This window comes from Acinetobacter sp. YH12137 (assembly GCF_013418535.1).
Lineage (GTDB): Bacteria > Pseudomonadota > Gammaproteobacteria > Pseudomonadales > Moraxellaceae > Acinetobacter.
Genome location: NZ_VPBW01000091.1, coordinates 1 through 1,283, shown reverse-complemented (window position 1 = coordinate 1,283; position 1,283 = coordinate 1). Strand labels below are relative to the sequence as shown.

Genomic DNA, 1,283 nt, shown 5'->3' with positions numbered 1-1,283 from the left:
GGGAAATCTTATCTTGAGGTAGGCTTCCCGCTTAGATGCTTTCAGCGGTTATCCCTTCCGAACATAGCTACCCGGCGATGCGACTGGCGTCACAACCGGTACACCAGAGGTTCGTCCACTCTGGTCCTCTCGTACTAGGAGCAGATCCTCTCAAATTTCCAGCGCCCACGGTAGATAGGGACCGAACTGTCTCACGACGTTCTAAACCCAGCTCGCGTACCTCTTTAAATGGCGAACAGCCATACCCTTGGGACCTGCTTCAGCCCCAGGATGAGATGAGCCGACATCGAGGTGCCAAACACCGCCGTCGATATGAACTCTTGGGCGGTATCAGCCTGTTATCCCCAGAGTACCTTTTATCCGTTGAGCGATGGCCCTTCCATACAGAACCACCGGATCACTAAGACCTACTTTCGTACCTGCTCGACTTGTGGGTCTCGCAGTTAAGCGCGCTTTTGCCTTTATACTCTACGCGTGATTTCCGACCACGCTGAGCGCACCTTCGTACTCCTCCGTTACTCTTTAGGAGGAGACCGCCCCAGTCAAACTACCCACCAGACATGGTCCTCGCTCCCGATCAGGGAGCAGAGTTAGAACCTCAATATTACCAGGGTGGTATTTCAAGGACGGCTCCATGGCAACTAGCGTCACCACTTCAAAGCCTCCCACCTATCCTACACAAGTAAGATCAAAGTTCAATGTCAAGCTGCAGTAAAGGTTCACGGGGTCTTTCCGTCTAGCCGCGGGTACACCGCATCTTCACGGCGAATTCGATTTCACTGAGCCTCTGCTGGAGACAGCGCCGCCATCATTATGCCATTCGTGCAGGTCGGAACTTACCCGACAAGGAATTTCGCTACCTTAGGACCGTTATAGTTACGGCCGCCGTTTACTGGGGCTTCGATCAAGAGCTTCGCTTACGCTAACCCCATCAATTAACCTTCCAGCACCGGGCAGGCATCACACCCTATACGTCCACTTTCGTGTTTGCAGAGTGCTATGTTTTTAATAAACAGTTGCAGCGGCCTGGTTTCTGAGGCTGCCAACAGCTCAAGGAGCAAGTCCTATCACCGCCGGCAGCGTACCTTCTCCCGAAGTTACGGTACCATTTTGCCTAGTTCCTTCAGCAGAGTTCTCTCAAGCGCTTTGGTCTACTCGACCTGACCACCTGTGTCGGTTTCGGGTACGATTCCAGTGTAACTGAAGCTTAGAGACTTTTCCTGGAAGTATGGTATCAGCCACTTCACCAGTAAACTGGCTTGCTATCAACTCTCAGCATAGAG

General features: G+C 52.4%; 1 rRNA gene. It reads right to left on the bottom strand.

Annotation, left to right across the window (positions count from 1 at the left end):
• A 23S ribosomal RNA gene (locus FTU72_RS16205) occupies positions 1–1,283 on the bottom strand; the annotation flags it as partial.